The following is a 25228-nucleotide window of genomic DNA, read 5'->3' on the forward strand; positions in this document are numbered from 1 at the left end:
GCATGACCCGACCCCCTCTGATCATCGCCCTGGCCCTGGGACTGACGGTTTCCGCCTGCGCTTCGTCGCCGACCTACGAGCCCGACTGGACCATCGTTCCCGAGCGCCACGATCACGCCCGGGCGACCGACCGCGCCAACGGCGCCGACCTGGCCTGGAAGACCGTGCTGCGCGATCCTCGCCTTCAGGCCTTGGTCGAGCAGGCGCTGGTCCAGAGCCGCGACCTGCGCTCGGCCCTGCTGGACGCCCAGGCCGCCCGTGCTCAGCTAGGCATGCAGAACGCCGATCGCTTCCCCCAGGTCCAGGCCGGCGTCGAGAACGCCCGCTCCCGGACGGCCGCAGCGGGGACCGTCGACCAGGCCGCCGGCGGCCTGTCCCTGACCGCGTTTGAGCTGGACCTGTTCGGACGTCTGCGCGCCCAGTCCAAGAGCGCCATGGACAGCTACCTGGCGGCGAAGGAGGGGGCGCGGGCGGCCCGCATCACCCTGATCGCCACCGTCGCCGAGGCCTATCTGGCCGAGCGCGCCGCCGCCGAACGCCTGGCGCTGGTCCAGACGACCCTGGCCGACTGGAATGCCCAGCTGCACCTGACCCGGCGGCTGAAGTTCGCGGGGCAGGCCAGCGCCCTGGATATCGCCCAGGCCGAGGCCCAGGTCCAAGGCGCTCAGGCCGACCTGGCGGCGGCCGAACGCGCCCTCGCCCTGGGGGTCAATGCGCTGACCCTGGCGGTGGGCGGGCCGCCGGCAGCGAACCTGCCCGCGCCGATGGCCCTGGCCGACGGACCGGTCGTGACGGCGCTGCCGGCGGGTCTGCCTTCGGATCTTCTGCAGCGCCGGCCCGATCTGCTTCAGGCCGAAAGGCGGCTGATGGCGGCTCAGGCCGACGTCCAGGCCGCGCGGGCCGCGTTTTTCCCGCGTCTCAGCCTGACGGGCGCCTTGGGTCTGGCCTCGCCCGATCTAGGCCAGCTGTTCAAGGGCGGGACCAGCATCTGGTCGTTCACGCCCCAGATCACCCAGCCCATCTTCCAGGGCGGACGCCTGAAGGGGCAATACGACCTGGCCAAGGTGCGAGGGGAGAGCGCCGTGGCGGCCTACGAGAAGGCCGTCCAGACGGCGTTTCGCGAGGTGAATGACGGCCTGGCGGGGCGTGAGACCTTCGGCCGCCAGGTCCAGGCCCAGGAAGCCGTCGTGGCGACGGCGCGGACGCGGGCAAGACTGTCGTCGCTACGCTTCAAAAGCGGCTTGGACAGCCGTCTGGAGCTGCTCGATGCACAACGAAGCCTCTATGCCGCCGACCAGGCATTGATCCTGCTTCGCCAGGAGCAGGCCGTCGAAGCAGCGAAGCTCTATCGCGCGCTGGGTGGCGGGATCGACATCCCGCCCGCAGCGGAATTGCATTAGCTGGACATGTGCGCATCTCCAGCGTGTGACTTTCTGTTCTGCAGCCACTCCAGCGCTGAATGTCCAGTTTCTGGAGGTGACCTTGCGGCAGCTTGTGGCGCTAAGCGGTCGTATCCACTTCCCAACTAATGGCGCGGGCGGGGTGAAAGTTACCTTGGCTATAAGGGCGTAGGCCCAAAGCGCGACGATACGGAAGAACGTCTCAAACGGACGTTTGCTTACTACGCTGCGATTATGTTCGCGACTTCGATGGGAATGGTCGGGACCCAAAGCGTTGAATTGCTTTGGGTCCCGATGGTGCCACGACTGGGACTCGAACCCAGGACCTCAGCCTTACCAAGGATGCGCTCTACCACTGAGCTACCGCGGCGAAGAGGAGGGGCGTATAGCGAGCCAAATCGCGAATGCAAAGCCTAAATGCGACTTGACCCACAGACTTCGTCGCCGCACCCCTCGTTCATGACCATCCGCGACGACCAATCCCTTCGTGAAGCCCGGCTCGCAGAGGCTCTGCGGACCAACCTGCGCAGGCGAAAGGCGGCGGCGCGGCCGTCCAGCGACGACAGCGGGCGGGCGATCGAGGCGGCGCGCGCCGCGCCGTGTCCCTACAGCCTCGTGCGCCGGCTTGAGGGCGTGGCCCATCGCGATGGGGCGCGAGTCGCTCTGGTCCTGGAAATCTCCGCGCCCTATGCGGCGCCGGACTCCGACGACGTCTGCTGCGCCGTGCGTCTGATCGGCGATGGCGGCCAGTTCGACACCGCGTACGGCAAGGCGGTTTTTGGCGTCGACGGGCTGCAGGCGATGAAGCGCGCCCTGGATCTGGCCCAGGTGGCGCTCGATCTGGCCGTCGCCACCCACGACCTGCGTTGGCCAGACGGGCGTTCCTACGACCTTTCGGCCGCCATTTGACCCGCAGCCCTTGCAAGCCCCCTTGCAACCGATAGAACCCGCCCCTCACATGTGAGCCGCGCGGCGACCAAGTCTCCGCTGCGCGATCGAGGGACGTGATTTGGATCGTATCGCCATCATCGGCGGCGCGCAGCTGAACGGAACCATTCCGATCAGCGGCGCCAAGAACTCGGCCATCAAGCTGATGGCGGCCAGCCTGCTCACCGAAGAGCCGCTGCGCCTGACCAATATGCCGCGCCTGGCCGACACCCGGTTTCTGGGCAAGCTGTTGTCGCGCCTGGGCGTCAGCGTCACCGAAAGCGACGGCCCCGACGGCCAGCAGACGATCCTGCATGCGACCGAGATCACCAGCGGCTTTGCGCCCTATGATCTGGTTCGCCAGATGCGCGCCTCGTTCAACGTTCTGGGCCCGCTGATCGCCCGCACCGGCCAGGCCAAGGTCTCGCTGCCCGGCGGCTGCACCATCGGCGCGCGGCCCGTGGACCTGCACCTGCAGGCCCTGGAGGCTCTGGGCGCCAAGATCGATCTGCATGAGGGCTATGTGTACGCCCAGGCCCCGCGCGGCCTGAAGGGTGCGGAGATCACCTTCCCGTTCGTGTCGGTGGGCGCGACCGAGCACGCCATGCTGGCCGCGGTCCTGGCTCACGGCGTCACGGTTCTGCACAACGCGGCCTGTGAGCCTGAACTGGTCGATCTGCAGGAATGCCTCAACGCCATGGGCGCCAAGGTCGAGGGGGCGGGGACGCCGACCGTGACCATCACCGGCGTCGCGCGTCTGCACGGCGCGACCCATGCGGTGATCCCCGACCGGATCGAGATGGGCACCTATGCCGTCGCCGCGGCCATGGCCGGCGGCGAGGTTCGCCTGACCAACACGCGTCCGCACCTGATCGATAGCCTGCTCGACAAGCTGGAAGAGGCGGGTTGCGGCGTCGAGCGCACCAGCGACGGCGTCATCATCCGGCGCCATGGCGCGCGGCTGAAGGCTGTCGATCTGGAGACCGCGCCCTATCCGGGTTTCGCCACCGACCTGCAGGCCCAGTTCATGGCCCTGATGACCGTGGCCGACGGCGAGAGCCACATCCGCGAGACCATCTTCGAGAACCGTTTCATGCACGCCCCGGAGCTGATGCGTCTGGGCGCCGACATTTCGGTGTCGGGCGGCGAGGCGCGTGTGCGGGGCGTGGCGCAGCTGGAAGGCGCCGAGGTGATGGCCACCGATCTGCGAGCGTCGGTCAGCCTGGTGATCGCCGGCCTTGTCGCGCGCGGCGAGACGATTGTGTCGCGCATCTACCATCTGGATCGCGGCTTCGAGCGTTTGGAAGAAAAGCTCACCGCCTGTGGGGCGCAGGTGCGCCGCATCAAGGACGAGGGCGAGGCGGAACTCTGACATGACCGGCGCCCCATCCGCCCTTCGCCTTCTGGCCCAGGACGCTGACGACCTGGCGGTGATCTCCGCCGCCCTGCAGGACGCCGTGGCCAAGATCGGCGACATCCATTGGGACGCCCATGGGCGGACCCTCACCCTGTCCTGCAATCGCTTCCGCTGGGAAGTGGCCGGCAAGAAAACCGGCGAGCGGGTGCGGTCGGCCCTGCAACTAGGTGACGTCACCGGCGTCCAGGCCCGCAATCTGCGGCGCGACGCCAAGGCCGCAATCGTCGAATTGCTGGCGATCAGCTTCGAGCCCGGCGAGGCGCCGGCCGGTACCGTGATGCTGACCTTCGCCGGCGGCGGCGATCTGCGGGTGAGCGTCGATTGCCTGGACGTGGTGCTGGCCGATGTCTCCGAGCCCTGGAGCACGCCCCGACGTCCGGGGCACCGGGATTAGGCGCTCGCCAGATTTTTGGCATGGCGCAAGGTGCTCATAGGCCGCGCAGGCGCGGTGATGACGATTCGTCCCACGCGCCAGGGTTCATTCGCCTCGCCGCCCCATCATCTGGCTGCGCTAAATGTCGACAGGACCTTGCAGGTCTTTGAAGGCAGACCTGCCTGCGGCGAGGCTTAGACCACAGCCTCGCTGCGGAACACCACCTCATCCAGCTCGCCCTCGCTCTTGGCCACCACCACGGCGACGGTGATGTCCCCCGTTACATTGGTCAGCGTCCGCATCATGTCCATGAGGCGGTCGAAGGGGAGCAGGAACCCGACCATCAGGGCGATCTGTTCTCCGGTGGCGCCGATGGCGCCCAGCACCGTGGCCAGCAGGAACAGCGACGCCGAGGGGATGCCGGCCGTCCCGATCGAGGCCAAAACCGCGGTGGCCGCGATCACCAGATAGTCGCCGCCGGACAGGGGGATGCCGAACGCCTGCGCCGCGAAGAGCGCGAGGACCCCAAGATAGAGCGAGGTGCCGTCCATGTTGATGGTCGCGCCCAGGGGGATGACCGAGGAGGCGACAGCCTTGCTGACCCCCAGATTGAAACGCGTGCACGACAGCGTGACCGGCATCGTCGCCGAGGAGGAGGAGGTGGAATAGGCCACCGCCTGGGCGTCCAGAACCCCGCGCCAGAACCGCGGCAGCGGTAGCCTCAGGATTCCGCCGATAGCGCCGAAATAGACCAGTACGATCTGCAGGAAGCAGCCGAGATAGACGCACAGCGCCAGCAGCGCCACGGAGGTGAAGGTCGAAAGCCCCTTCTCGCCGGTGACGGTGGCGATCAGGAAGAAGACGCCGAAAGGAGCCAGCTCCATGACCCATTGGGTGATCTTCGTCGTCACCTCGGCGCCCGCCTCGAGCACCGCGCCGATCGGCCTGGCCTTTTCCCCCATGACCAGCACGGCCGCCCCCAGCAGGATGGCGAAGAAGATCACCGCCAGGATGTCGCCTGAGGCCAGGGCCTGGAAGGGGTTGGAGGGTATGATCGCGATCAGGCGCTGCGCGATGGATGGCGCCTCGCTCTGCAGTTCACCAGGTGTCACCCCGGCGAAATCCACGTCCGCGCCGGGCTGCAGGACATAGCCAAGGACCATGCCGATGCTGACGGCGAACAGGGTGGTGAGCATATAGAGCGCCACCGACTTCAAGCCGACCGAGCCCAGCTTGGCCGGATCGCCCATCGCCATCACGCCCGACGCCAGACTGGTGAAGATCAACGGAACCACCAACATCCGGATGAGCTGGACGAAGGCTTCTCCCAGCGGGCTCAGCCAGGCCCCGGTGAAGGCGCCGGCCGCCTCGCCGCCGAGGCCATAGTGCAGGCCTAGCCCCACGACAGAACCGAGCAACAGGCCCAGCATCACCCGCTTCCACAGGGTTATGGCGTTCCACCGCGACCATACCCCCGGCTTGCCGCCGGTTTCGGGAAGTTCCTTGTCGTCGGTCATGTCCAACCCTTGTCTTCAAAGCCCGGACGTCGCGGCCGAAAGGCTAGGTCCACCGGGGCGGCCTTGACAAGCTAACCTGCGTCACAGCGTTCCGCGAGGCCCGGAGCGGTTCCGGGGCGAGAACGTGTTTGTTCACGTCGCCCTTGATCTGGCCGAGGTTTCCGAGCCGTGGGCCACGCCGCGCCGGCCCGAGCGCGTTGATTAGGCGCCCTGTTTCATTTTTGAGCATGTCGCAAAAGTGCTCAAAGGCCGGGCAGGCGTGGCGCCGAGGATTCGTCCCACGCGCTAGTGATCGCTGGCGAAGTCGCCTGAGGCGGGAATGGTGTTAGGTTAACGCCACGCGCCCGTCAGAGGCGCGAGCATCGTCAGGGAGGCCGTCATGGCCAGGAAATCCTATGCGGCTGGGGAAACCCAGTCGGCTTTTTTCAGTAAGTGCGACATCAACAAGCCTGATCCTGCCGTCTTGCGGCATGGCGGGCCCTGCCTTGACTGGGGACGCCTGACTTTGGTGGGGCTGTTCCTGGTGCTCGGCGCGGGCATGGCGACCTTGGCCTATGCGGGCCTGAGCTGATCCGAGACCCGATTGGGCGCCGTGCGGTGCTCGCCGCACGGCGCCCCGTGTCGGCTTGCGGACCTTCCGCAGTCTTCGCCTGTCGAACAGGCGCTAAAGAATTGTCACGATCGCTTCGACGTCCTTAAGGTTGGCCTTTCGCGCCGCAAGCGGGGGCAGGGCGCGCGCTGCGTTTTTCGCGCCCTCAGGACAGTACGGCATGGGCGCGCCCGCCAGCGATCTGTGGAACGAAGATCTCGCTCCGACGAGCACCGCGCAACGAACCTGGCGATGGTGGCATTTCGCGGCCTTATGGCTGGGCATGGTCATCGCCGTACCCGCCTACATGCTGGCGGGCGGTCTTATCGATCAGGGCCTGTCGGCGACGCAGGCGGTCTGGGCCGTCTTGCTGGGCAATCTCATTATTCTGGGGCCTATGCTGCTGATCGGGCACGCCGGCGCGCGCTATGGCGTGCCGTTCGCTGTGCTGGTCCGGGCTTCGTTTGGATGGAAAGGGGCGCGCTTGCCCGCCCTGGCCCGGGCCCTGGTGGCCTGTGGCTGGTACGGCATCCAGACCTGGATCGGCGGCGGCGCGCTCCTGACCCTGCTGGGCGTGCTGTTCGGCAGGAGCCTGGTCGGACCGCCCGTGCCCTTGCTGGGCATCGGGCTGGGGCAACTTCTGGCCTTCGCGGCCTTCTGGCTGATGCAGCTGCTGTTTGTCACCAAGGGGCTGGAGGCGGTGCGCAAGCTGGAAACCTGGACCGCGCCGGTCAAGGTTCTGGTGTGCGTGGCGCTGGTCTGGTGGGCGCTGTCCAAGGCCGGCGGACTGGGTCCGCTGATGCACGAACCGTCGGCCTATGATCCGGGCGGGGCCCGCGCAGGGCGGTTCTGGCTGGAGTTTGGGCCCATCGTCACCGCCATGACCGGCTATTGGGGCACCCTGGCCCTGAACATTCCCGACTTCACCCGGTTCGCTCGCACCCAGAAGGATCAGATCCTGGGCCAGGTCTTGGGTCTGCCTGGGCCCATGGCGCTGATGGCGACCATGAGCGTGATCACCACTTCGGCCACGGTGCTGATCTTTGGCAAGGCGATCTGGGATCCGGTGGCCCTGGCCGGCGACATCGGCGGGATCGCCGTTCTGGTCGGTCTGCTGGTGATCAGCCTCGACACCGTCTCGTGCAACATCGCCGCCAATCTGGTCGGGCCGGCCTATGATTTCGCCGCCCTGTGGCCCGAGAAGATCACCTATCGCACCGGCGGCTACATCACCGCCGGGATCGGCGCGCTGATCATGCCGTGGAAGCTGATGGAGAGCACCCAGGGCTATATCTTCGTCTGGCTCACCGGCTACGGCGCCCTGCTGGGGCCGATCGCGGGGATCATGATCAGCGACTACTGGCTGGTGCGACGCGCGCATCTGGCGGTCGATGATCTTTATCGCAAGGACGGCGTCTACACCTATGCCGGGGGCTGGAACCTGGCGGCGGTCGGCGCCCTGGCCTGTGGCGTCGCACCCAACCTGCCGGGCTTCCTGGCGGCCGCCGCGCCCCACCTGTTCGCGGGGATCGGCGAGCCGTGGCGCGGGATCTATGCCTATGCCTGGTTCGTCGGGACCGTGATCGCGGCGCTCAGCTATCTGGCGCTGACCGCTTTGGCCGACAGACGTCGCAAAGTGGCTTTGGCCAGCTAGATCTGTGCTGGCCGCGCGGGCGAAGAGGCGCGCGCGGCCAAAGCCTCTTGTGTCGTCGGCAAAAAACCGCATCTACACGCCCATGCGCCGCTTCGATTTTTCCGCCCCCGATTTCGCCGCCGCTTTCAAGGCGTTCCTCGATGAGCGTCGCGGCTCGCCCGACGATGTCGACGCCTCGGCGCGCGATGTGCTCGAGGCGGTCAGGACCGGCGGCCTGCAGGCCGTGCTGGACCTGACCCGCAAGTTCGACCGGGTCGACCTGACCGAACAGACCGTTCGGGTCACCGCCGAGGAGATTGAGGCCGGCGCGGCCGATACGCCCGCCGACGTGCGCGCCGCCATCGCCTTCGCCGCGAGGCGCATCCGCGCCTATCACGCCCGCCAGCGGCCGGCCGACCAGGCCTGGACCGACGAGGCCGGGGTTCAGCTGGGCTGGCGCTGGACGCCGATCGAGGCCGTGGGTGTCTATGTGCCCGGCGGCCGCGCGGCCTATCCCTCGACCGTGCTGATGAACGCCGTGCCCGCCCAGGTGGCCGGCGTCGACCGCATCGCCATGGTCACCCCGCCCGGCAAGCTGCAGCCCGCCGTGCTGGCCGCCGCCAAGGAGGCCGGCGTCACCGAGATCTGGCGCATCGGCGGGGCCCAGGCCGTCGCCGCCCTGGCCTATGGCGCCGGACCGATCCTGCCGGTCGACAAGATCGTCGGCCCGGGCAACGCCTATGTCACCGCCGCCAAGCGCCGCCTGTATGGCGTGGTCGGCATCGACGCCCTGGCCGGTCCCTCCGAGATCGTGGTGGTCGCCGACAACCAGAACAATCCTGACTGGATCGCCGCCGACCTGCTGAGCCAGGCCGAGCACGACCCGGCCGCCCAGTCGATCCTGATCACCGACGATCCGGCCTTCGCCGCCCTGGTCGAGGCCGCCGTCGTCGAACGCCTGAAGACCCTGGCCACCGGCGAGGACGCCGCCGCCTCATGGCGCGACCACGGCGCGGTGATCATCGCCCCGCTGGACGAAAGCCCGGCCCTGGTCGACGCCATCGCCCCCGAGCACGTCGAGTTCGCCCTGGACGAGCCCGAGCGTCTGTCGGATCGCGTGCGCCACGCCGGGGCGATCTTCCTGGGCCGTCTGACCCCGGAAGCGATCGGCGACTATGTGGCCGGCTCCAACCACGTGCTGCCTACCAGCCGCGCGGCGCGCTTCCAGTCGGGCCTGTCGATCTATGACTTCCTCAAGCGCACCTCGATCGTGAAGTGCGACGCGGCCGCGTTCGGGATCCTGGGTCCGCACACCGCCGCCCTGGCCACCGCCGAGGGCCTGCCGGCCCACGCCCTTTCGGCGTCGATTCGGTTGCCTTCCGCCGACTGACGCGCAACTCTCCGGCGACACATGACCGACGCCCTCGCCACCCAGCACCTGAAGTCGATCGTCATCGACGACGACAGCCTCGCCGCCGCCTCGCGCGACCAGGAGCAGGAGCGGCAGGTCGCCATCTTCGATCTGCTGGACAGCAACTATTTCGAGCCAGCGGACTCCACGGGCGGTCCGTATGATCTGAAGCTGTCGCTGATCGAGAACCGGCTGGCGTTTGATATCGCCGGGCCGGGCCCCGAAGATCAGAGATGGGAGCGCCGGCACCTGCTGTCCCTGTCGCCCTTCCGGGGGGTGATCAAGGACTACTTCATGATCTGCGACAGCTACTACTCGGCGATCCGCAATTCGACGCCGCAGCAGATCGAAGCCTTGGACATGGGCCGGCGCGGTCTGCACAACGAGGGCTCGTCCCTGCTGCGCGAGCGGCTTGAGGGCAAGGTCAAGACCGACCTGGACACCGCACGGCGGCTTTTCACCCTGATCTGCGCCCTGCACTGGCGAGGCTAGGGCGCGTGCCTGAGTTGCCGGACGCCGTCTTGTTCGCCTGCAACTATAACCGGGTGCGTTCGCCCATGGCCGAGGCGCTGTTCAAGCGCTTCTACGGCACCCGGGCCTTTACTGATTCGTGCGGGCTGCGCGGCGACCCGGACGGGGAGGGGATAGACCCCTTCGTGGTGGCGGTGATGGACGAGATCGGGGTGGACGTCTCGGGCCACAAACCCAAGAGCTTCGCCCAGCTGGAGGACGAGAGTTTCGACGTCGTCATCTCCCTGACACCCGAGGCCCAGCACCGCGCCGTCGAGCTGGCGCGGGACCGGGCGGTGGATATCGAGTACTGGCCGACCCACGACCCCACCCTTCAGGACGGCTCGCGCGAGGCCCGGGTGGAGGCCTATCGCGAGGTCCGGGACGCGCTCACTGAGGCCATCAAGAGACGTTTCGGCGCGCCATCGACGTTTGGGGGGTGAATGCGCTATAGAGGCGCCTCGCTGCGGCGGACCGCGTCTCGACCCACAGGTCGGGCGTGTCCGCGCGGCTATCTGTTTGCTCTAATTGAGAGGCCTGATGGCTAAGGAAGAACTTCTCGAGTTTCCCGGTACGGTCAGCGAACTGCTGCCCAACGCGACCTTTCGCGTGACGCTGGAAAACGATCACGAGATCATCGCCCACACCGCCGGCAAGATGCGCAAGAACCGCATCCGCGTGCTGGCCGGCGACAAGGTGCTGGTCGAGATGACGCCCTACGATCTGACCAAGGGCCGTATCACTTACCGGTTCAAGTAGGGCTGATGGCCTCTCCGATGGCCGTCCAGCCGTCGCTGGTTCTGGCCAGCGCGAGCCCCCGGCGCCTCGACCTGCTGGCGCAGGTCGGCGTCAAGCCCGACCGGATCGATCCCGCCGACATCGATGAAACCCCGCTGCGCGACGAGACCCCGCGTCGCCACGCCCTTCGCTTGGCCTCGGCCAAGGCGGCGGTCGTGGCCCAGAGGGCGCGCGGCGACTTCGTGCTGGCCGCCGATACGGTGGTCGCGGTCGGGCGTCGCATCCTTCCCAAGGCCGAGACCGAGGATCAGGCGATCAAGTGCCTGGCCCTGCTGTCGGGCCGCAATCACAAGGTTCTGACCGCGGTCGCCGTCGTGGCCCCCGACGGCCGGACGGCCTCGCGGCTGGTCGAGACCCGCGTCCAGGTCAAGGTTCTGTCCGACGCCGAGCGCGCGGCCTATCTGGCCGGTGGCGAATGGCGCGGCAAGGCGGGCGGCTACGCCGTCCAGGGCGTGGCGGGCGGTTTCATCATCGACCTGCATGGCTCCTATACCGGCGTCGTCGGCTTGCCGCTGTACGAGACGCTGAATCTGCTGCGCGGCCTGGGCTGGACCGGCCAATGAGTGAGCGCAGGGCCTATCTCTACAAGGGCGTGGGTGAGACCGTCGGCGTCGTCACCCTGGATGGCCATCCCGAACGGATCATCGCGACCTGGGATGGCGATGATCCGCTGGACGTCGAGGGCGTCCGCGGCGTCGCCCGCATCCGCAAGATCGAAAAGGCCTTCGCTTCGGCCTTTGTGCAACTGCCGGGCGGTCAGGACGTGCTGCTGCCCCTGCGCCCCGACATGCCCAAGCTGGTCGAGGGCGGTCTGGTCGAGATCGAGATCCGCACCCCGTCGCGCCGCGACAAGGCGGCCGTGGCCCGCTTCATCGGGGAAGGGGAGGGCGAGCCGCGCGTGCTCGAGCCCGCCTTCACTGTCGAACAACAGCTGCGCCTGCTGGTGAAGTCGGGATCACCGACCATGGGCGAGGCGGCGCTTGCCGCCGTCGAGGCCGCCGAGGCCGAGGCGCTCGAAACGGTCTTCGCCCTCCCGGGCGGCGGCGACATCAGCGTCGAGCCCACCCGGGCCCTGGTGGCGATCGATGTTGATCTGGGCGCGCGCGAAGGCCTCGACGCCAAACGCGCCGCCCGTCAGGCCAATATGGCCGCCCTGAGCCTCGCGGCGCGGGTCCTGCGTCTGAAGGGGCTGGGCGGCATCGTCGTCTTCGACCTGGTCGGGCGCGGTCATGACGGCCAGGCCATGGTCACCGCGGCGCGCAACGCCTTCGCGGCGGACAATCCGGCTGTGGCCATCGGCGCGATCAGCCGTTTCGGCACGCTGGAGATGACTATTCCTCGACGCGGTCGATCCATTCTGGATCGGCTGCTGGATGATGAGGGCCGGGCCCGGCCCGCCGCCGTCGCCCGCCGTCTGGCCCGCGCGCTGGAGCGCGAAGGCCGCGCCGACCCCGGCGGGCGGTTGCTGGCCCGCTGCGCGCCGGCCGTGGCCGAGGCCTTCGCCGTGCTCGACGCCGGCGTGGCCGATCGTCTGGGTCGTCGATTCTCTGTTGAGGGTATTCCGGATTGGGCGGTCGATCGCCTGGAGGTGTCCGTATCATGAGCAGCAAGTGCCCCATGTGCGGCAAGCCGGTAGATCCTGTCGCCCGACCCTTCTGTTCCAAGCGGTGCGCCGATCTGGATCTGCAGCGCTGGCTGTCAGGTCGATACGTCGTCGCGGCAACCGACGAGGACGACGAAAATCCCCTGTTGGAAGAGATCAACAGGAATGACGATTAGGGCGCTGGACATCCAAATCGGCCTCGCCTATAGACGCGGCTCCCCGCTGCAAGGCGGGCGCTGAAGCGGTTTTCGGACCGTTTAGCCAAAGGCCTGGATAGCTCAGCTGGTAGAGCAGCGGATTGAAAATCCGCGTGTCGGTGGTTCGAATCCGCCTCCAGGCACCACTTTTTCCTGTTCTTCAGGTCTTTTCATCCGATCAGCGTGACGTCTCGTCCTTCGGCTAGGCCGAGGTTTGGATAGGTCTCCGACGCGCGTTCACGGTGACGCTTATGTGTCGGTTTTGGTCGCCTTTAATGACTATCCTTGATCGCTCCGGCGCCTCCTGCTCACCAACCGATGTTTTGTTTTTATGCTGCAGTGCAGCATGATTGTTCCCGTTGATAGGGAAAAACGGCCCCTAATTCCTTATTTTCCTTTTGTGCGTTGCGGCAGCGAGGGCGATGTCGACTTTGTGACAGTGGTTTTATGCCCAGAAGAACCCCTTGACGGTACGAAAAGGGGTTGCCAAAGGACCCCTGCCGCAATTCTAACATTGCGGTAAGATCAAAGCGTCTTCGGAGGCTTTGGTCATACGCGCTTCGAAACGATCCTTCTGGAGGGCTTGGTCCTCGTGAGGGGCGTAACGGGTCGAGCGCAGCGAAGCGGGTCCGCCGGGTGGGAAGAGAAATCGACCTCCTTGGGGGACTATTCAGAGTTAGGGTAGACACGCTCTCGCGCGACGACCCTCGGTCCAAACGTGCTAGACCAATCAGGAACTGGCGACAGATGCTCGACATTAAACGGAAGACCCCCCTCATCGCTCTCGTTGGCGCCATGGCGCTGATGGTAAGCGCTCCCGCTTTCGCTCAGGACGCCGCGGCTCCCGCCCCGGCTGCTGCTGAAAGCGCTGCTGCTCCGGCTGACGCCGCTGCCGCCCCGGCCCCGGCTGCTGAGCCCGTGGACGCCGGTGTTGAAGCCACCGAAAAGATGAAGTCCCACTCGCTGACCCCGGTCGGCATGTTCCTCGCCGCCGGCGCGGTCGTTAAGGTCGTGATGATCGGCCTGATCCTCTCGTCCGTGTTCTCGTGGGTTCTGCTGCTCACCAAGCTGTTTGAGTTTGGCGCGCTGAACAAGCAATCGGACAAGTTCCTGGAAGCCTTCCGGGGCGCTCGCTCGATCGCTGACATCCTGCGCATCAGCTCGTCGGAAGAGTTCGAAGGCAACCCGCTGGCCGATATGGCCGCCGCGGCGTCGCAAGAAGTCGAGCTGTCGCGTCAAGCTGGTCTGGCCGTCACCGGCGAGCACCGTGACTCGACCATCAGCCGGGCGACCTACGCGATCAACGCGGTGCAAGCCTCGCTGGCCAAGCGTTTGGCCGGCGGCATGGTGTTCCTGGCCTCGGTCGGTTCGGCCGGTCCGTTTATCGGTCTGTTCGGCACCGTTTACGGGATCATGACCTCGTTCATCAACATCGCGAACACCAACACGACCAACCTGGCCGTCGTCGCTCCCGGTATCGCCGAAGCGCTGCTCGCCACCGGTATCGGTCTGTTCGCCGCTATCCCGGCCGTTATCTTCTACAACTACTTCCAGACCCGCATCTCCGGCTACGGCACGCGTTCGGAAGGCTTCGTTGCTGAACTGTTGAACGCCATCTCGCGTCAGCTCGACAAAGGGGCGTAAGATCAATGGCCGCCAAACTCTCAGGCGGTGGGGGCGACAGGTTTAACGTCGAACAGAACAGCGAGATCAATGTAACGCCCTTCGTGGACGTCATGCTGGTTCTCCTGATCATCTTCATGGTGGCGGCTCCGCTCGCCTCTGTGTCGGTCGAAGTGAACCTGCCGCCGGCGGTCGCGATTCCATCGACCAGCCCGCCAAAGCCGGTGTACATTTCGATTAAGGCTTCTGGTCAGGTCTTCATTGGCGACAACCCGACAACGGTTGACGAAATGGGACAGGATATCACGAGGTCGATTGGCAGACGCGATCCAACCAAGGAGCGCATCTACATCCGAGCCGATGAGAAGACACGATACGGAGCTTTCATGGAGGTTATGAACACCCTCCAGGATAACGGCTTCTACAGTGTTGCTCTGATTGGCAAGGACGCGAATAGCTAGGGGTGGTGCATGGCTGAACAACAAACGCCTGAGCATCGCCACTACGATCCGCTCACCTCCGATGGACCGCGGCGCAAGAAGGGTGTTGGTACTTTTGGTATCGCCCTGATCGTCGTGGCTGGTTTTCACGGACTTCTGTTTGCGTATCTGGCGAAGCAGAAATTCGAGTCGGTGCTGAGGGAGTATTCGGACGACGCAGTGGACGTGGAGCTTCCGCCCCCGCCGCCGCCGCCGCCGCCGCCTCCTCCGCCGCCGCCTCCGACCAATGAGCCTCCGCCTCCGCCGGCAGTGGTCCAGCCGCGTCCGCCTATCGCGCCGCCGCCGGACATCGCGCCGCCGCCGCCGCTGCCGATCCCGCCCGTTGAAAAGCGGATTGAATCGACGGCGCCGCCGGTGATCTCCCCCGTACCGCCGGTTCCTACGAACCCGCCGGCCCGGGCCTCGGTGATCACCCGTCCTGACTGGGCCCGCAAGCCCAATGGGGACGACATGGCCCGGTACTACCCGGACCGTGCGCAACGGATGGAAGTCAACGGCAGGGCGACGATCTCCTGCTCGGTGACGGCCAAAGGGACGCTGGAAGGCTGCTCTGTGGTCTCCGAGAACCCTGCCGACTACGGTTTTGGCGATGCGGCTCTGAAGCTGTCGCGCCTCTTCCGGATGAAGCCGAAAACCCTCGATGGCGCGCCCATCGATGGCGGCGCCATCACGATCCCGATCGTCTTCCAGGTTCCGCGTTAGGACCTGGATCGACCGGAAAAGTCAGGAACGCCCTGGAGTTTACGCTCCGGGGCGTTTTCCTGTGCAAAGGGCGTGTTTCGATGCTTGATCCGGCTCGCGCGTCCGACTAAAGACACTCCCTCGCGATGCGCCGCCTTAGCTCAGTTGGTTAGAGCGCCGGTTTGTGGAACCGGAGGTCCTCAGTTCAAGCCTGAGAGGCGGTACCATCGTTAGAGACTAAAAAGGGCCCGGCGAAAGCCGGGCCCTTTTCGTTGCGCCGCTGTCGCGATCCTGTCGAGATCAGAGCCGTTCAATGATGATCGCCGGCGCCATGCCGCCGGCCGCGCACATGGTCACCAACCCACGCCTCAGGTCGCGGCGTTCCAGTTCGTCGAGCAGGGTGCCGATCAGGATGGAGCCCGTCGCGCCGATGGGGTGGCCCAGGGCCATGGCGCCGCCGTTCACATTGACCTTGTCGCGGTCCAGTTTGAGGTCGCGGATGAACTTCTCGGCCACGACCGCGAAGGCCTCATTGATCTCCCAAAGGTCGATGTCGTCGACCGTCAGTCCGGCCTTGGCCAGCACCTTGCGCGCCGCCGGAACCGGTGCGTTGAGCATCAGGGTCGGGCTGTCGCCCATATTGGCCATGGCCACCACCCGCGCCCGCGGCTTCAGGCCATGGGCCGCCGCATAGGCGGGGGAGGCCAGCAGCACCGCCGCAGCGCCATCGACGACGCCAGAGGAGTTGCCGGCATGGTGCACGTGATTGATCTTCAGATCCGGATAGACCTGGTTGATCAGGCCACCCAGGGTCATGCCGCTGTCGTCGATCGGCACGCCGGCCATCATCTCGAACGAGGCCTTCAGTTGCGACAGGCTCTCCAGCGTCGTCTGGGGACGGGGGAACTCTTCGCGGTCCAGCGCCACCGACCCGTCGTCACGGAGCACCGGCACCAGAGCGCGGTCGAACCGGCCCTCGCGGATAGCCTGGTCGGCCCGCTGCTGGCTGACCACGGCCAGTTCGTCGAGGGCCTGGCGCGAGATGCCTTCCAGGGTGGCGATCGCGTCGGCGCAGACGCCCTGGTGGGTCTGGGGGTGACGCGCTCGAAGTCGTTCATTGCCGGAATCGAGCAGGCCAATCGACGTGCGATCGGCGGTGGCGGCGGTGTAGGACATCATCTCGGTCCCGCCCGCGATCACCAGGTCTTCCATGCCCGACATGATCGAGGCGGCGGCGAGGCTCACGGTGGTGATCCCCGAGCCACAGAAGCGGTCCAGGGTCATGCCGCTGGCCTTGACGTCATAGCCCGCGTCCAGGGCCGCCATGCGGCCCAGATCGCCGCCCTGCTTGCCGCGCTGGGTGCTGGTGCCCCAGATGATGTCGTCGACCTGGGCGGTATTGATCCCGTTGCGATCGGCCAGGGCGCGCAGCACCGTGGCGGCCAGATGCTGGGGATGGAAATCGGCAAGCGCGCCCTTGCCGACCTTGCCTATGCCGCGCGGCGTGCGGCAGGCGTCGATGATGAGAGCTTCGGGCATTGAGCGTCCTCCAGACGTGTTCAACCAAGCGCGTCGAGGCGACTGGCGAACGGATCAGACGTCCGGCGACGTTGGGTCAGTCCAGAACCATTTTTACCGCGCTTGATCGCGTCTCATTGCCGCGCCTGCCCTTAACCCGCGAGACGTTTTTCGCGCTGGGCCCCGGCTCTAGAGCGGCGCACGGGAGCGGCCGCCACGCGGCGCGGCGTTGGTGTCGATTCGGGCGCGGGTCTTCAAGCCTGAACGGGTCAGTCGGATGTCGATGATCTTGTCGCCTAGCACGATGCTGTCGATGTCCAGACGGTCAACGCCGATCGGCAGGCGCGGATCGGCAAGCTGGATGCGACCCTTCCAGCCATTGATCGTGACGCCCAGGCACGCCTGCAGCATCATGAACACGGAACCGGCGGCCCAGGCCTGAGGCAGGCATGCCACCGGATAGGCCACCGGCGGCTCGCCGACGGCCCGCGAAAAGCCGCAAAACAGTTCGGGCAGGCGCATCTGGAAATGGGTCGCCGTTTCGAACAGTCCCGCCAGCATCCGGACGACGCCGTGCCGTTCGCCATAGCGCGCCATGCCCAGGACGCAGAGGCCCGTGTCATGCGGCCAGATCGAGCCGTTGTGGTAGGACATCGGATTGAAGCGCGGCTCGCCGACGGCCAAGGTTCTGAGACCCCAGCCTGCGTTGAAGGAGGAGCCCAGCAGGGTCTCGGTGACGCGCTGGGCGCGCTCCGGGCTGGGCAGGCCTGAAAAGAGCAGGTGGCCGGGATTGCTGCCCTTGACGCGACAAGGCTTGCCCGCGCCGTCGATGGCCATGGCGTAGAAACCTTGATCCTCCATCCAGAAGCGATCCTCGACAGTCTGGCGCAAGGTCCTGGCGCGCTTGCGCCAGCGCAAGGCGCTGGCGGCGTCGCCGCGACGCTTGGCCAGGTCGGCCATGCCCTTGAACGCGGCATAGGCGTAACCCTGCACCTCAACGACGGCGATCGGCCCGGTCGGAAACTTGCCATCGGCATGAAAGACGCTGTCTTCGCTGTCCTTCCAGTTCTGGTTCGACAGACCGCTCGCCGCGCCCCGCGCATAGTCGATCAGCCCGTCCCCGTCGCTGTCGCCGAACTGCTCGATCCAGTCGATCGCCTTGGTCAGGTTGGGCCAGAGGGCGTCGACAAAGGCCATATCGCCCGTGCGTTCGGCATAGGCGCAAGCCAAGCCGACAAACAGCGGTGTGGTGTCGACGCCGCCGTAGTAGCGGCCAAATGGAAGTTCACCCAGGGCGGTCATCTCGCCGCGGCGGGTTTCGTGCATGATCTTGCCCGGCTCGCTGTCCTGGAAGGCCGAGACTTCGAAAGCCTGATACTTGGCCAGATAGGCCAAAACCCCGCGCGCCAGATCAGGCTGGATCCACAACACCTGCCAGGCGGTGATGATGGCGTCGCGGCCAAACGGCGTCGAAAACCACGGGATACCGGCATAGGGGTAGGGGCCGGTATCGAGCTCGGTGGTCAGCAGGGCGAGGTCGGCGCGGGACTTCTGCAGCCATTCATTGAACAGCCGGCCAGAGCTGTGCAGCCGCGCGCCGCGCCGTATGCGCTGGCGCATGCTGAGCTTGGCCCGCGCCGCCGCGCTTCGCCAGCGCTCGCGGGTGGGCGGATGGGCCAGGGTCGGGCCGATCTCGATATACAGCTCGAAACAATCGTCTGCGGCCAGCATGAACAGGAAATCAGCCCGCGACGGCGACAGGCGTCCAGGCGGTTCGGAGAAGCTGATGACGCCGCTGCGCTCGACTTCGTCCAGGCCGGTATAGCTGAAGACAACCGAGCGCCCTTCCGCCACGGGGGTCTTGCGCACGCCGCGGGCGCCGCGCTTGCTGCCTCGCACCTCGAACATGTCGTTGAAGTCGGCCTCGAACTCCAGACTGACCGGCAGGATAACCAGGTCGCGACTGTAGTTCTTGAAGGTCATGCGCTCGTAGCAGCGCTGGTCCCAAAGGAAACGTTTGCGCTCCAGATGGATGGTTCCGTGCGGTGCGGCGGCGGCCCCCAAAAGCGGAAGGTTCTGGTTGGTGGCGTGGCAATTGAAGAAGACGTTGTCCTGCGACACCGACGAGCTCAGATGCGACGGCGCCTCGCCGCCCAGGGTCAACCTGAAGCGCGAGAGAACCCGGGTGTCGTCGCGGAAGAAACCGTCGCCGACGCCGCCGATATCGCCAAAGGCGTCGGCGACAAGAAAGGTGTCGTAGTCCTTCAGCGCGTAGAGCGGAGAGGGCGGGCGAGGTTCACCCGGCTTCTCAGGATCCGCCAGAGCGGCAGGAACAGGCGCGGCGTTGTCCATCATTTGCATTGCAGGGATCAGGCGCTCCGCGCGAGGTCTAGATCTGCAGGGTTCGTCTCGATCATCTGCTGGTAGATGCTCAGATAGCGTTGGGCCATGGCGGTGGCGGAGAACTTCAGATCGAACCTGTCGCGGATTGCGCGGCGGTTGAGGCTGGGCAGGCGGCCGATGGCCTCTGCGGCTTCGTCCTCGCTATTGACGATGAAGCCCGTCAGACCGTCTTCGATGACCTCCCGCACCGAGCCGCGATCATAGGCGATGACAGGCGCGCCGGCCGCCATGGCCTCGATCATCACCAGGCCGAAGGGTTCGGGCCAATCGATCGGGAACAGCAGGGCGTCTGCCCCTCCCAGGAACCGGGCCTTGTCCTGGTCGCCGATCTCTCCCACGAACTCGACCAGAGGATCCGACAACAGGGGTTCGACCACCTCGTGGAAGTAGGCGATGTCGGCCTGGTCGACCTTGGCGGCGATTTTCAGGCGGCGGCCGACCTTGCGCGCGATGGCGATGGCCCGCTCGGGACCTTTTTCCGGCGAGATGCGACCCAGGAAGGCCAGATAACCTTCGCCTTCGGGACGATGCACCCGGCTGTCGGCGTGGATGCCATGCAGCACTGTGCCGACCCAGTTGGCGTAGGGCAGGGGGCGGCGCTGGGAATCCGAGATCGAGATCAGGCCAAACTCCGGATAGCGGCGATAAAGGCCGGCCAGGTCCTTCAGGTCCAACCGGCCGTGCAGGGTGGTCAGGGTCTTGTCGGCCATGTCGGAGAACAGGCCGAAATGCAGCATGTCGGTGTGGAAATGGAGGATGTCGAAATCGTCAGCCCGATCCCGCACTTCCAGCAGCAGGGTCATGTGCGCCGCCAGGTCGGACTTCAAAGGGGCGGGGTCCAGCCGAATGGCCTGGTCCCTGACCGCAACCAGCTTGGCCTTGGTCTGGGCTTCGGCGCTGGCGAAAAGGGTGACGTCATGGCCCAGTTCAACGAGGGCGTCAGTCAGATGAGCGACAACGCGTTCTGTGCCGCCATAGAGCTTGGGGGGGACAGCCTCATAGAGGGGTGAGACCTGAGCGATACGCATGACCGGTTTGTCCCAAATCGGGCCCGGAAATCGGGCCCCGGACTCAAACCGCGCTCACGGGGTCCCGGTTCCGCGTTCTGGGAGGCTTTAAGTCGCGCATCAGGTCGTAGGCTCCGCCGAACCTCTCTAGGGTCAGCGACGTTGCGACTCTTGAACCTGTAAATCGCCGCGAGACCTTGCCGTAATGCCGCCTGACGTTCCCCCCGCGCCCCCTGTTGCCGTCGCTCCGATCTTGGTGACGGCGGCCCGCCTTCCGCCTTTGCGGGGAGAGGCCGCCTTCTCGATCGTACGGCTGACCCAGGCCGATCTGGCCGGCGCAACGCGGGTCGACGAGGTGCTGAGCCGGACGCCGGGCGTCTCGCTGTTTCGCCGCACCTCCAGCCTGTCAGCCAATCCGACGACCCAGGGAATCAGCCTGCGGGCCATTGCGCCCTCGGGCGCCGGCCGGACCCTGGTTCTACTGGATGGCGCGCCGTTGAATGACCCCTTCGGCGGCTGGGTGATCTGGTCGCAGTTGGCGCCCGAAGCCCTGGACGGCGCGGACATCGTGCGCGGCGCGGGCGCGGGCCCCTATGGCGCGGGCGCGCTGACGGGGGTCATCGCCCTGCGAGAACGCGATGAGGGCGCCGCCGCTGACCTCTCGATCGGGACGTTCGCCACGACGCGCGCCTCGGCCGCAGGGGGAACCCAGATCGGTCGCGCGCGGCTTTTCGCCAGCGGGGTCTATGAGCGCGGCGATGGCTACACCCCGGTGCGCGGCGCGGCGCGAGGCGCGGCGGATCAGCCGATCGATCTGGATACGCGCGCGGCCAGCCTGCGTCTCGACGCGCCCCTCGGCGACGCTGATCTGTCCCTGCGCGTGGGCGGCTATCGCGACGCGCGGGGGTCTGGCCTGGAGGGGGCCCGGTCCCAGGCGACGGGATCCTCGATCAGCGCCACCCTGGCCCGCTCCCCGACGGAGACGGGCCTGGGCTGGCGGCTGCAGGCCTGGCGGCGCGAGAGCGATCTCTCCAACACGTCCGCCGCCGTCGCTGCTGATCGCCAGACGACGACCCCGGCCAATGAACAGTACGCTACGCCCGCAACCGGCAAGGGGGTCAATGCGGCCCTGCGCTGGGCCTCGCCGAGGTTTGAGGGCGAGGTCGGTGTCGACGCCCGTTTCGCTGACGGCGAGGTGCGCGAGCATTTCCGCTACATGGCCAACGCCTTCACCCGCGATCGTCGCGCCGGCGGGGAAACCTCTGTGGCGGGCGCCTATGTTGAAGGCGCCTGGACGTCTGACCCGTGGTTGCTGACCGGGGGCTTGAGGCTGGATCGCTGGACGTCGAGCGGCGGGTTGCGGCTGGAGCGCGATCTCGCTTCGGGGGCGGTGCTGCTGGAGGATCGGCCGGTCGATCGCGATGGCCAGGTGGTGACCGGCCGGTTTGGCGCGCGCCGCGATCTTGGCGCCGGCCGCGCCCTGAGACTGGCGACCTATAGCGGCTTTCGGCCGCCCACGCTGAACGAGCTGCATCGACCCTTTCGCGTGGGCAATGACATCACCGAGGCCAACGCCGCCCTGCGGCCCGAGCGGCTCTTCGGAATCGAGACGGGCCTGTCCAGCCAGGGCGCAGCCCATCTCGTCGAGGCCACGATCTTCTGGAACCGCATCGAGGATCCGATCGCCAATGTCACGATCGGCGTTGGACCGGGGACTTTTCCGCGCGCCGGCTTCGTGCCGGCCGGGGGCGTATTGCGCGAACGGCGCAATACCGGAAGGATCAACGCCCGTGGTCTGGAGGCGCGCGCGACCCGCAAGCTGGGATCGACGGTCGACCTGCAACTGGCGGTGTCGGGCACGGACGCCCGCGTCGACGGCGGGACGTCGGCGCCCCAACTGACGGGGAAGCGCCCTGCGCAGGCGCCGATCTGGAGCGCGACCGCCGGCGCGCGATGGCGGGTCTCCGATCGCCTGAGTCTCGACGCCAATCTGACCTGGGAGAGCAAGCGGTTCGAGGATGACCTCAACAGCCGGGTGCTGGAGGCGGGCGTGACGGTTGCAACCCGCGTCGATTGGCGTCTGAGACGGGGGCTGACCGCCTATCTCGCCGCCGATAACCTGTTCAACGCGGAGGTCGCCGTCTCAAGCACAGCCACCGGCGTGGTGGGTTTCGCCAGCCCTCGAACGGCGCGACTCGGGCTGCGCATGGCGTTCGACTAAGGCGCCAGGACCGGCGCGGCAGGATCGGGTCAGCTCGGCTCGTCGTCGACCATGGCCCGAACAAGGTCGACAACCCGCCGGCGGACGCGTCGGTCATCAATCCGGGGAAACAGAGCGGCCAGTTCCAGGCCTTCGGGGGTCGAGACAAATTCGGTCATGCGCTGGGCGAAACCATCTTCGTTGCCGCCATCGGTCTCATCGAGGCCTTCGAAGAAATAGGAGACCGGCGCCTGCAGAAGGCGCGCGGCGTCGTACAGCTTCGACGCGCTGATTCTGTTCGCGCCGCGCTCGTACTTCTGAATTTGCTGGAACGTGATGCCCAAGGCGTCGGCCACTTGCGTCTGGCTCAGCCCCATGACTTTCCGCCGAATTCTCAGGCGAGCGCCGACGTACAAATCAACAGGGTGAGTCGGGTCGATGGCGGGCTTGTCATTCATGCCTAATCATTCCTTCCGGCAACGCGGACCATGCCTCCTTAAGGGAGAGCGGCGAAGCTGGACAAGCCAAGATAGCCCAAACATGACGTTATAGTCACCTTCGCGACGCCATGCTGCGTTAATGGGCGGCATACTGAAAAGCCCTCGCCCGACTTCCGTTCCTTAAGGGGCTTGACCTTTGGGGGCTCGGGAGGTGTTTGCGCCGCATGGGAACTTTGTCAGGCGTGCGCATCGCGGTGGCCGGCGCCGGCGCCTTCGGCTCGGCGACCGCTCTGGCTCTGGCGCGCGCCGGCTTGTCGGTGACGGTCTTCGACCCCGCAGCGCCCGGGGACAACGCCTCTGGCGTTGCGGCCGGCATGCTGGCCCCGGCCAGTGAAGCCCTTTTCGACCCGATTTCAGCGCCCCATCTGCCCCTGCTGCGACGAGCGCGCGATCTCTGGCCGGCCTTTGTCGAGGGGCTGGCTATCGAGATCCTGAAGGATGGCGTTCGCATTGAGGGGGACGGGGGCTGGCTGGCCGAGATCGAGGCGCGGTGGCGCGCCCTGGGGCAGTCCGGGGGGCGCGATCCGGATGGGGCCATCGTCCTGGGCGAGGACTGGCGCCTGGACGCCCGCGACAGCCTGGCGCGACTGCGCAAGGCGGCGGTCGGACTGGGCGTGCGCTTCGAAACGGTCTCGGTCGAGGACTTCCGCCCTGGCGCCCTGACCCTGTCTGACGGCCGGAGCGAGCCATTCGACGATCTGGTGGTCGCCACGGGAGCTGGGGCGCGGGAAGGCGCGCTGGCGCCGGAAACGGCCGCCCTGACGCCGATCAAGGGCCAGATCCTGCGTCTGGATCGCGGCGAGGTCGCCGGACCCGTGGTGCGCGGCGCCGGCGTCTATCTCTGCCCGGGCGCCTCGCCGGCAGTGGGGGCGACGATGGAACCGGGCCGGGACGACCTGCGCCCGGAACCCGACAAGACGGCGCCCCTGTTGAAGGCGGCGACGGCCTTGCGGCCTGAACTGGCTGCGGCGGCGTCCAGGATCGAGGTCGGCGTGCGCGCCTCGACGGCCGATGGGCTGCCGCTGGTCGGCTGGAGCGCCCGGCCCGGCGTGATGCTGGCGGTCGGCGCGCGACGTAACGGCTGGCTATTGGCTCCGCTTGTGGCGGATATGGTTGCGGCTTATCTGACGGACAAGGACCCGGGCCCGGACGCGGCGCGCCTCGACGCGCGCCGCTTCGATCGAGAGCCCGAGGCATAACAGGCGCAGGGGAACACAGATGTCGGGATTTTGGCTGACCGAGGAACAGGAAGCGATCCGCGAGGGCGTGACCAAGCTTTGCGCGGGCTTCGACGATGACTACTGGCGCCGCACCGATGAGACGGGGATCTTCCCCGAAGAGTTTGTCGCCGCCATCGCCGAGGGCGGCTGGCTGGGTGTGGCCATGCCGGAGTCGGTCGGCGGCGCGGGCCTGGGTCTTACCGAAGCGGCTGTGATGATGCAGGCCGTGGCGCAGTCGGGCGCGGGCTTTTCCGGCGCCTCGGCCATCCACCTGAACATCTTTGGCCCGATGCCGATCGTGAAATTCGGCACCGACGCGCAGCGCGCCAGGCACCTGCCGCGCCTGATCTCGGGCGAGGACAAGATGTGTTTCGCGGTGACCGAGCCCAATTCGGGCCTGGACACCTCCAGCCTCGAGACCCGGGCCGAGAAGGTCGATGGCGGCTATCGGCTGAATGGCCGCAAGATCTGGACGACCGGCGCCCAGCGCGCCAACAAGATCCTGATCATCGCCCGGACCACGCCCAAGGATCAGTGCGCCAAGCCGACCCAGGGTCTGAGCCTGTTCTATACCGATCGCGAAAAGATCGAGGCCAAGCCGATCCCGAAGATGGGCCGCAAGGCCGTCGAATGTAACATGCTCTTCATCGAGGACCTGTTCGTGCCGGCCGACGATCTGGTCGGCGAGGAGGGCAAGGGCTTTGCCTATCTGCTGCACGGCCTGAACCCCGAACGGGTGCTGTTCGCTGTCGAGGCCATCGGTCTGGGCCGCGCGGCCCTGGCCAAGGCCACGACCTACGCCAAGGAACGCGTGGTGTTCGGCCGGCCGATCGGTCAGAACCAGGGCGTGGCCCACCCCCTGGCGCGGTCTTGGGCCGAGCTGGAGGCCGCCAACCTCCTGGCCTTCAAGGCGGCGGCCCTCTACGACCTGGGCCAGGATTGCGGGGCTGAAGCCAACGCCTCGAAATATCTGGGCGCCGAAGCTGGCTTTACTGCCTGCGAAAATGCGGTGCTGGCCCATGGCGGCATGGGCTACGCCAAGGAATACGACGTCGAGCGCTATTTCCGCGAGGCGATGATCGCCCGCATCGCGCCGATCAGCCGCGAGATGATCCTCAACTTCATCGCCGAACGCGTTCTGGGTCTGCCCAAGAGTTACTGAAGAAGGGCCGGGTCCCGTGGCGGGGCCCGGCCAGCGCTT

Annotated in this window: 24 protein-coding genes and 3 tRNA genes; 21 read left to right on the forward strand and 6 right to left on the reverse strand. The window is 66.8% G+C overall.

Annotated elements, in window-relative coordinates; all coding sequences use genetic code 11:
- Positions 1-2: 2 nt before the first annotated feature.
- Complete coding sequence (locus ACW18B_RS09455; RefSeq protein WP_492051340.1) at positions 3-1400, forward strand: efflux transporter outer membrane subunit; 1398 nt, start codon at positions 3-5, stop codon at positions 1398-1400.
- Positions 1401-1695: 295 nt separating this feature from the next.
- Here the strand turns inward: ACW18B_RS09455 and ACW18B_RS09460 are convergent.
- Positions 1696-1770 (reverse strand) — tRNA-Thr (locus ACW18B_RS09460).
- A gap of 47 nt (positions 1771-1817) precedes the next feature.
- Between ACW18B_RS09460 and ACW18B_RS09465 the strand changes: the two genes are divergently transcribed.
- The 3 genes from ACW18B_RS09465 to ACW18B_RS09475 all read left to right on the forward strand — a co-directional run bounded on the left by ACW18B_RS09465 (position 1818) and on the right by ACW18B_RS09475 (position 4138).
- Positions 1818-2309, forward strand: a complete 492-nt coding sequence (locus ACW18B_RS09465; protein WP_492051341.1) for a hypothetical protein — start codon at positions 1818-1820, stop codon at positions 2307-2309.
- A gap of 100 nt (positions 2310-2409) precedes the next feature.
- A complete protein-coding gene (gene murA, locus ACW18B_RS09470; RefSeq protein WP_492051343.1) occupies positions 2410-3699 on the forward strand; it encodes a UDP-N-acetylglucosamine 1-carboxyvinyltransferase in 1290 nt (429 codons plus the stop codon).
- A 1-nt stretch (position 3700) separates the two neighbouring features.
- Positions 3701-4138 carry a DUF2948 family protein gene (locus ACW18B_RS09475; protein WP_492051345.1) on the forward strand — a complete coding sequence of 146 codons (438 nt, stop codon included), beginning with the start codon at positions 3701-3703 and terminating at the stop codon, positions 4136-4138.
- 173 nt (positions 4139-4311) lie between these two features.
- Here ACW18B_RS09475 and ACW18B_RS09480 read toward each other — a convergent pair whose 3' ends face one another.
- Positions 4312-5634, reverse strand: a complete 1323-nt coding sequence (locus ACW18B_RS09480) for a dicarboxylate/amino acid:cation symporter (protein ID WP_492051347.1) — start codon at positions 5632-5634, stop codon at positions 4312-4314.
- Between the two features lie 379 nt (positions 5635-6013).
- On the opposite strand from ACW18B_RS09480, the gene ACW18B_RS09485 reads away from it, so the two are divergent.
- The 14 genes from ACW18B_RS09485 (at position 6014) to ACW18B_RS09550 (ending at position 15406) form a co-directional block, all read left to right on the forward strand.
- Complete coding sequence (locus tag ACW18B_RS09485) at positions 6014-6205, forward strand: hypothetical protein (protein WP_492051349.1); 192 nt, start codon at positions 6014-6016, stop codon at positions 6203-6205.
- Positions 6206-6404: 199 nt separating this feature from the next.
- A complete protein-coding gene (locus ACW18B_RS09490; protein ID WP_492051351.1) occupies positions 6405-7877 on the forward strand; it encodes an NCS1 family nucleobase:cation symporter-1 in 1473 nt (490 codons plus the stop codon).
- Between the two features lie 82 nt (positions 7878-7959).
- On the forward strand, positions 7960-9246 hold the full coding sequence (hisD, locus tag ACW18B_RS09495) for a histidinol dehydrogenase (protein WP_492051668.1): 1287 nt from the start codon (positions 7960-7962) through the stop codon (positions 9244-9246).
- A 21-nt stretch (positions 9247-9267) separates the two neighbouring features.
- A complete protein-coding gene (locus ACW18B_RS09500) occupies positions 9268-9759 on the forward strand; it encodes a UPF0262 family protein (protein WP_492051353.1) in 492 nt (163 codons plus the stop codon).
- A 5-nt stretch (positions 9760-9764) separates the two neighbouring features.
- A complete protein-coding gene (locus ACW18B_RS09505) occupies positions 9765-10220 on the forward strand; it encodes an arsenate-mycothiol transferase ArsC (RefSeq protein WP_492051354.1) in 456 nt (151 codons plus the stop codon).
- Between the two features lie 97 nt (positions 10221-10317).
- Positions 10318-10536, forward strand: a complete 219-nt coding sequence (gene infA / locus ACW18B_RS09510; protein WP_008261544.1) for a translation initiation factor IF-1 — start codon at positions 10318-10320, stop codon at positions 10534-10536.
- A gap of 5 nt (positions 10537-10541) precedes the next feature.
- On the forward strand, positions 10542-11138 hold the full coding sequence (locus tag ACW18B_RS09515; protein WP_492051355.1) for a Maf family nucleotide pyrophosphatase: 597 nt from the start codon (positions 10542-10544) through the stop codon (positions 11136-11138).
- Entirely contained in the window at positions 11135-12178 is a 1044-nt protein-coding gene (locus tag ACW18B_RS09520; RefSeq protein WP_492051356.1) for a ribonuclease E/G, read from the forward strand. The genes ACW18B_RS09515 and ACW18B_RS09520 overlap by 4 nt, the downstream gene beginning before the upstream one ends.
- Entirely contained in the window at positions 12175-12354 is a 180-nt protein-coding gene (locus ACW18B_RS09525; protein WP_492051358.1) for a DNA gyrase inhibitor YacG, read from the forward strand. The genes ACW18B_RS09520 and ACW18B_RS09525 overlap by 4 nt, the downstream gene beginning before the upstream one ends.
- Before the next feature lie 91 nt (positions 12355-12445).
- Positions 12446-12521, forward strand: a tRNA-Phe gene (locus ACW18B_RS09530).
- 601 nt (positions 12522-13122) lie between these two features.
- Positions 13123-14019: a MotA/TolQ/ExbB proton channel family protein gene (locus ACW18B_RS09535; protein WP_492051359.1), complete on the forward strand. Its 897-nt coding sequence runs from the start codon at positions 13123-13125 to the stop codon at positions 14017-14019.
- Positions 14020-14024: 5 nt separating this feature from the next.
- Positions 14025-14459 carry a biopolymer transporter ExbD gene (locus ACW18B_RS09540; RefSeq protein WP_492051361.1) on the forward strand — a complete coding sequence of 145 codons (435 nt, stop codon included), beginning with the start codon at positions 14025-14027 and terminating at the stop codon, positions 14457-14459.
- Positions 14460-14468: 9 nt separating this feature from the next.
- On the forward strand, positions 14469-15200 hold the full coding sequence (locus tag ACW18B_RS09545; RefSeq protein ID WP_492051363.1) for an energy transducer TonB: 732 nt from the start codon (positions 14469-14471) through the stop codon (positions 15198-15200).
- Between the two features lie 129 nt (positions 15201-15329).
- A tRNA-His gene (locus ACW18B_RS09550) sits at positions 15330-15406 on the forward strand.
- Between the two features lie 73 nt (positions 15407-15479).
- Here the strand turns inward: ACW18B_RS09550 and ACW18B_RS09555 are convergent.
- From ACW18B_RS09555 to ACW18B_RS09565, 3 genes are all read right to left on the reverse strand, one after another.
- Positions 15480-16718, reverse strand: coding sequence for an acetyl-CoA C-acetyltransferase (locus ACW18B_RS09555; protein WP_492051365.1), 1239 nt, complete (start codon positions 16716-16718; stop codon positions 15480-15482).
- Between the two features lie 168 nt (positions 16719-16886).
- Positions 16887-19058 carry an amylo-alpha-1,6-glucosidase gene (locus tag ACW18B_RS09560; RefSeq protein WP_492051366.1) on the reverse strand — a complete coding sequence of 724 codons (2172 nt, stop codon included), beginning with the start codon at positions 19056-19058 and terminating at the stop codon, positions 16887-16889.
- Between the two features lie 8 nt (positions 19059-19066).
- Complete coding sequence (locus tag ACW18B_RS09565) at positions 19067-20128, reverse strand: glycosyltransferase family 4 protein (RefSeq protein ID WP_492051368.1); 1062 nt, start codon at positions 20126-20128, stop codon at positions 19067-19069.
- A gap of 184 nt (positions 20129-20312) precedes the next feature.
- Here ACW18B_RS09565 and ACW18B_RS09570 point away from each other — a divergent pair, with 184 nt between their 5' ends.
- Positions 20313-22328 (forward strand): TonB-dependent receptor, encoded by a 2016-nt coding sequence (locus ACW18B_RS09570; RefSeq protein WP_492051369.1) that lies wholly within the window; start codon positions 20313-20315, stop codon positions 22326-22328.
- A 29-nt stretch (positions 22329-22357) separates the two neighbouring features.
- On the opposite strand, the gene ACW18B_RS09575 is transcribed toward ACW18B_RS09570, so the two are convergent.
- On the reverse strand, positions 22358-22765 hold the full coding sequence (locus tag ACW18B_RS09575; RefSeq protein ID WP_492051370.1) for a helix-turn-helix domain-containing protein: 408 nt from the start codon (positions 22763-22765) through the stop codon (positions 22358-22360).
- Positions 22766-22971: 206 nt separating this feature from the next.
- Between ACW18B_RS09575 and ACW18B_RS09580 the strand changes: the two genes are divergently transcribed.
- Both ACW18B_RS09580 and ACW18B_RS09585 read left to right on the forward strand, forming a co-directional pair.
- The gene (locus ACW18B_RS09580) at positions 22972-24006 is read left to right on the forward strand and encodes an NAD(P)/FAD-dependent oxidoreductase (RefSeq protein WP_492051372.1); all 1035 of its coding nucleotides are present in this window, start codon (positions 22972-22974) and stop codon (positions 24004-24006) included.
- 19 nt (positions 24007-24025) lie between these two features.
- The gene (locus ACW18B_RS09585; RefSeq protein ID WP_492051373.1) at positions 24026-25189 is read left to right on the forward strand and encodes an acyl-CoA dehydrogenase family protein; all 1164 of its coding nucleotides are present in this window, start codon (positions 24026-24028) and stop codon (positions 25187-25189) included.
- Positions 25190-25228: the final 39 nt, after the last annotated feature.

The organism is Caulobacter sp. FV2ps19, from assembly GCF_058681035.1.